This window comes from Streptomyces sp. NPDC047453, from assembly GCF_040643155.1.
GTDB lineage: Bacteria > Actinomycetota > Actinomycetes > Streptomycetales > Streptomycetaceae > Streptomyces.
The window spans coordinates 1-5,644 of sequence record NZ_JBEYTS010000154.1; the positions used below are offsets into that span (position 1 = coordinate 1).

4 protein-coding genes and 2 pseudogenes are annotated in these 5,644 nt (G+C 68.0%); 2 read left to right on the forward strand and 4 right to left on the reverse strand.

Annotated elements, in window-relative coordinates:
* The first annotated feature begins 690 nt into the window (after window positions 1-690).
* A complete protein-coding gene (locus tag ABZ818_RS42410; RefSeq protein WP_361427579.1) occupies window positions 691-3,084 on the forward strand; it encodes a Helicase associated domain protein in 2,394 nt (797 codons plus the stop codon).
* Between the two features lie 259 nt (window positions 3,085-3,343).
* The gene (locus ABZ818_RS42415; protein ID WP_361427588.1) at window positions 3,344-4,075 is read left to right on the forward strand and encodes a hypothetical protein; all 732 of its coding nucleotides are present in this window, start codon (window positions 3,344-3,346) and stop codon (window positions 4,073-4,075) included.
* Window positions 4,076-4,239: 164 nt separating this feature from the next.
* Here the strand turns inward: ABZ818_RS42415 and ABZ818_RS42420 are convergent.
* From ABZ818_RS42420 to ABZ818_RS42435, 4 genes and pseudogenes are all read right to left on the reverse strand, one after another.
* Window positions 4,240-4,539 (reverse strand): annotated as a pseudogene (locus ABZ818_RS42420) (IS3 family transposase); the annotation flags it as partial.
* Window positions 4,536-4,829 (reverse strand): transposase, encoded by a 294-nt coding sequence (locus ABZ818_RS42425; RefSeq protein WP_361427582.1) that lies wholly within the window; start codon window positions 4,827-4,829, stop codon window positions 4,536-4,538. The gene ABZ818_RS42425 and the pseudogene ABZ818_RS42420, both read right to left, overlap by 4 nt.
* Window positions 4,830-5,064: 235 nt before the next feature.
* Window positions 5,065-5,502 carry a DUF2267 domain-containing protein gene (locus ABZ818_RS42430; protein ID WP_361427585.1) on the reverse strand — a complete coding sequence of 146 codons (438 nt, stop codon included), beginning with the start codon at window positions 5,500-5,502 and terminating at the stop codon, window positions 5,065-5,067.
* 56 nt (window positions 5,503-5,558) lie between these two features.
* A pseudogene (locus ABZ818_RS42435) lies at window positions 5,559-5,644 on the reverse strand (DUF2267 domain-containing protein); the annotation flags it as partial.

Consider the following 5,644-nt stretch of genomic DNA (forward strand, 5'->3'; position numbering starts at 1 on the left):
CGGCGTCACGCGACGGCCCGTCCTCCAACGGCAGAGGACATTACGGGCGAACAGCCGCACCGATCAGCGACCGAAACCCGCTGACGAATCGAGGCCAAGTCAATGTAAGGGGAACATCATCTGACGTTCAGTCATTCCACGCTCTCTTTCTGTTACAGCCCTTAGACCCCGGAGACCATCACCAACACCACAAGACCTTTATCAACGAACATCCAACAACCGCAGGCCAGACGCCCCGTCACCCTTGCCCCCAACCCCCGGGAAACGCCCGCTCCCCTTTATCAAAAAACCTCCAACATCCCAGCTCAGACCACCCCCACCACATCACCTACAAACCTTCAAATCACATCATTTGCCTCCGATGGCTTCTGAGGTCAGACGCAGCCCAGCAGTAGGCTCCTGACGCGTGACCTTCCCTCCTCATGACGAACCCGCGCCGCTCCGTCAAGAGCCCGACACCGAAGAAGCGGGCGCTGCAGGCTCGCGCGTGGGATCCGGGCCTGCGATTCGACCACACGGACGTCCCTCTCCGTCAAGCGCTCGCGACGAGGTTGGGTAACTCCCGCCCATACAGGCGTCATCCACCCCACCCGGGAAACGACAACGGCCTTCACCAACCGGACGACACCATCAACACCAACCGCCCATCACAACCACGCGCCACATTCAGCGGAAAGGAGGTCACGGGACATGGCCGTGAAACTGCGTGACCATCAGATCGAGGCCGTGAGTGCCATTTTGCGCGGTCTCGACATCCCGCCGGATGGTATCCCCGTGAATGGCCTGCGAGGGCAGGTGCACGCCGCGTGCGGGACGGGGAAGACCATCATCGCGGCCGCGTCGGCGAAGCAGCTCGTGCCGAAGGGGCGCATTCTCGTTCTCGTGCCGACGCTGGATCTCCTGGCACAGACCGTGAAGGCGTGGCACGACGCCGGGCACAAGGGGCCGGCGGTTGCCGTGTGCTCGCTCCAGGACGACCCGGAGCTGTGGGACCTGAGGGTGCGTGCCACGACGAATCCGGTGCAGCTGGCGCTATGGCACGGCTCCGGGCCGGTGACCATCTACGCGACCTACGCCTCGCTGGGCGTGCTGGCGGAGGCGTTAGAGGGCGTCTACGGGCAGCAGTTGGCGCCGGTGGACCTCGCGGTGGTCGATGAGGCCCACCGGACCTCAGGGTCGATGGGCAAGGCATGGGCGGACATCCACGACCAGACCATCATCCCGGCGTGGCGGCGGCTGTACCTGACGGCGACGCCGCGGATCTGGCAGGAGCGGCCCCCGCACTGGGAAGTCGCTGAGGGTATCCGGGACGCGCTGCCCAGGGAGATGGCGGCCTCCATGGATGACGAGAAGGTCTTCGGGCCGGTGCTCTACAAGCTCTCCCTCGCGTCGGCCGTCTCCCGCGGCCTGCTCGCCCGGTACCAGATCATCGTCCTGGAGCTCCAGGACCCGGTCGTCACCCCCGAACGGTTGATGGGCGAGGAGCGGCGCAGCGAGGAAGTGCGCGGGCAGCGCCTCGGGGCGCTCCAAGCGGCTCTCCTGCACACCATGAGCCAGCACGGGCTCCAGACCTGCATTACCTTCCATCACCGGACGATCGAGGCTCAGGCGTACGCGGAGGGCCTTCAGGCGGTGGTGGCGAAACTGCACGCCGACCAGCCCGAGAAGTACCCGAAGCGGATCTGGGCGGACTGGCTGTACGGCGAACACGTCCCCGAGCGCCGGCGGAAGGTCCTGAGCGGCTTCGGCACCACCGCGCAGCGGGCCGTGCTCTCCAACTGCCGCGTCCTGGGCGAGGGCGTCGACATCCGGGCCGTGGACTCCGTGGCCCTGCTGGACCCCAAGGGAGCGCCGCATGACATCGTCCAGGCCATCGGGCGCGCCCTGCGGCAGAAGCCCGGCGAGGGGAAATTGGCGTCTTTGATCGTTCCGGTATTCCTCCAGCCCGGAGAGAAGCCGGAGGACATGTTCACCTCGGGCTCATACCGGCCGCTGGTGAAGGTGCTTGAGGGATTGCGCGCTCATGACGAAGAGGCCGTGGAATTGCTCGCCATCCCGCAGGAGCCGCAGAGGGACATCGCGCAGCCGTCCGTGAACATCGGCGCAGCGCCGGAGGAAGGCGGGGAAGAATCGCGTCTGCTCCTGCGCTTCGCGGCTCCGCGTGACCCGGTGTTGGTCGCAGAATGGGTCAGCTTCAACGTGATCGACACGGAGAAGCAGGACTGGGCGCGCGGCTGGGCAAAGCTGAAGGCGTACACCGAGCGTGAGGGCCACGCCCGGGTTCCGTACGGACACAAGGAAGGTGCCTACCCCCTGGGGACCTGGGTCGCAGAACAGCGACGGGCCTACGGGGCCGGACAGATGAACGGCCAACGCTCCCGACGGCTTGAGAAACTGGGCATGGTCTGGTCGCCGGCCGATGAGCGCTTCCAGGAAAACCTGGACGCCGCCAAGGCGTACTACGACCAGCACTGGACGCTCTGCGCGCCCCGAACCGCCACCGCACTGGACAAGCCGATCGGGCAATGGCTCTCCAACCTCCGCCGCCCCGCCGCCCTGAACGACCACCCCGAGTGGGAGCAGGCACTCAAGGCGATCGACGAGCACTGGGACCCAGCGTGGCCGGCCGACTGGCAACGGCACTACGCCGCACTGCGAGAACTGGTACGAGATGAAGAGGGCCAGGCCGACATCGTTCTGCCCGGCGTGACGGTGCACGGGATGGACGTCGGACGGTGGCTCCAGCGAAACCGTGAGCACGCTGTGTGGCAGGGCCTGATGCCCGGCCAGCGCGAGCTCCTGGAGGAGATCGGTGTCGTGCCACTGCCGCCCAAGCAGGAGGCGCCCGCGAAGCCGTCTAAGGCGGCCTTGGGGGCCTTCGAGCGGGGAGTTGCGGCCTTGGCGCAGTACAAGGCCCGCACCGGGTCTGTGACGGTCCCCAGGGCCCACGTAGAACGGTTGGCGGACGGCACCGAGGTTCGACTCGGGGTGTTTCTGTCGAACAGCAAGACCCGCCGAGCGAAGCTCACCGCCGACAAGCTCGCCGCGCTCGCTGCGCTCGGCCTGCAGTGGGCGGCGGTGTGAGGTCACAGTCGCGGCATCGTTGAACGCGGCGAGGCCCAACAGCCGGGTCCTGAGAATGTCACGGCAGTTCCCCAGGGGCCGGGGCATGTCCGGGGCCGATCAGGTCAGGCCGGTGGTGCCGACGGCGGCGCTGGGCTGGTTGCGCGGCCCACCTCGAGCGTTCGGACGCAACACGAGGAATTACAAGTTCCGGTACAACTCTTGGGTCGGGCTGTATGTCATACGGTGCAGCCCCTGCCCGATCTACTCGGAGACTTACGTGTACAACGGCATACGCCGAGCCGCCGCGGCCGCCTTCGCCGCCTCCGCCCTTGCCCTGGTCGCCGCCTGTGGAAGCGGCGCGTCGGAAGAAAAGGTCGCCAACCCGGACGACGATACTTCGTCCGCCTCCGAGCCGACATCTGAACCGCTGACCAGCCGTGAGGCGGAGAAGGCGCTGCTGGCCGACAGTGATCTGCCGACGGGCTGGAAGCGGGACCCCGAGCTGGTCATCGACGGTGAGGCCGCTCCCGAAGATTTGCTCGCCAAGCCGGCCGACGCGATCTGCCAGCCGCTGGTGAACCTCTTCAACACGGGCCGGATCGACGTCGACTACAAGGCGAACGCCCAGGCGGTCTTCCTCAAGGGCGAGAGCATGATCAGCCAGGATGTCAGCGCCTACTCGCCCGACCAGGCGGAGCGCGCGATCACCGCCCTGGGCAAGGCCATCGACGAGTGCGGCACGTTCGACTCCAAGTTCGGGGGCGGGAAGGCCAAGGTCACCACCAAGACCCTGGAGGTGGAAGGGTTCGGCGACGAGACGGCCGGCTTCAGCCTCAAGGTGGAATACGGCGACGACATGGTGGTGGACGTGGAATTCGGCGTGGTCCGCGATGGGGCCAACATCACCAGCGTGCAGAACAACTGGGTTGACGACCGCGGCATAGAGGCCTTCAAGAAGGGCCTGGCCAAGGCTGCCGCGAACCTAGCTCGGGACTGGCCTGGACAATGACCGACGAAGGCGGCGTAGACCCAGCCGGAGAAGGTGCGGATGTAGGTGATGTCCGCTACCAACAGTTGGTTCGGCGCGGTCGCGGTGAACTGCCGCTCGACCAGGTCGGCGGGCCGGGCGGTCTCGGGAGCCGGCCGGGTGGTGCGCGGGCTCTTGGCCCGGATCACCCCGCGCAGTCCGGCCGCGCGCATGAGGCGCTCGACCGTGCAGCGGGCCACCTCGAATCCCTCGCGTCCCAGGGCTGCGTGAACCTTGCGTGCCCCGTAGACACCGTAGTTGGCCTCGTGGATCCGGCGGATCTCCAAAGTGAGTTCCTCGTCGCGCAGGCTGCGGGCCGAGGGCCGGCGGGTGCGGGCGGCGTAGTAGGTGCTCGGCGCGATCGACGCGTCCGTCTCGGTGAGAACGTCGCAGATCGGCTGGACGCCGAACGTCTCCTTGTACTGGTCGATGTAGGCGACCTTCATCGCAGTGGACGGTCCAGCTCCGCTGCGAAGAAAGCCGAGGCGGACTTCAATATCGCGTTCGCCCGACGCAGTTCCTTCACCTCGCGCTCCAGCTCCGCGATCCGGGCGGCGTCGGCACTGGTGGTGCCGGGCACGATGCCTTCGTCGGTCTCGGCCCGCTTGACCCACCCGCGCAGGGCCTCGGGATGCACATCGAGCTGGTCGGCGATGCGCTTGATCGCACCGGCCCGGCCAGCCGGGTCCTTGCGGGCCTCGACCGCCAAGCGCGTCGCGCGCTCGCGCAGTTCCACCGGCTACGCCACAGTGCCCTGACACACGACGCCGAGGGCGGCACCTCCACCCCGATGCTGCTGGCCCGCTCCCGCCATGCCTCCGTTCGCTCCCTGGAGCGGTACGCCCGCCCCGGCGTCGACGCGGTCGCCCGACACGTCGCTGAGCTCGATCCCGCCGCACGTCGCCGGACGTGACCAGGGCGGACACCGACGCAGCGGTCGTCGCGCCCGCCCCGAGCACGCACGTCGCCGTCTACGCGGCCGGGGTGAGTTCGGCGCGGCCGAACAGCAGGGCGTAGCCGGTGGGGAGCTGGTGCAGGATGCGGGTGATCAGGGTGGGGTCGGCGTAGGCGGCGACGGCGGAGAAGACGGAGCCGGTGTCCCAGCGGGTGGTGGCCAGGGAGGCGCCGGTGCGGGCGGCGAGGTCCTTGACGAAGGCCCAGCCGGTCAGCGGCTGGGTGTTGGGGATCTGCGCGGTCAGCACGCGTGCGGCTTCCAGGGGCAGGCAGGCAGCCAGGTCAACGCGTTCCTCGCCGGTCAGCTGGCGCCCCAGTCCGGCAAGAACCAGGCGGACGGCTTCGTCGGCTTTGTCGCGGGTGGGGTAGGCGCCCTCGTAGCGGACCTTCTCCAGCATCTGCTCGTATGCCGTCCCGTACGGCTGCCGGGGCTGTGCGTGCCGGTCGGAGATCACTGGGGTGGTTGCCTTTCTTGCTTTGGCCGGTGCCCGGGCACCGGCTGGCGGGATGGTCAGGTGGGCTGGGGGTGGCCGAAGAGCAGGTCGTAGCCGGCCGGGAGCTGGAGCAGGATCTGGCCCAGCAGGTCCTCGCCGGCGG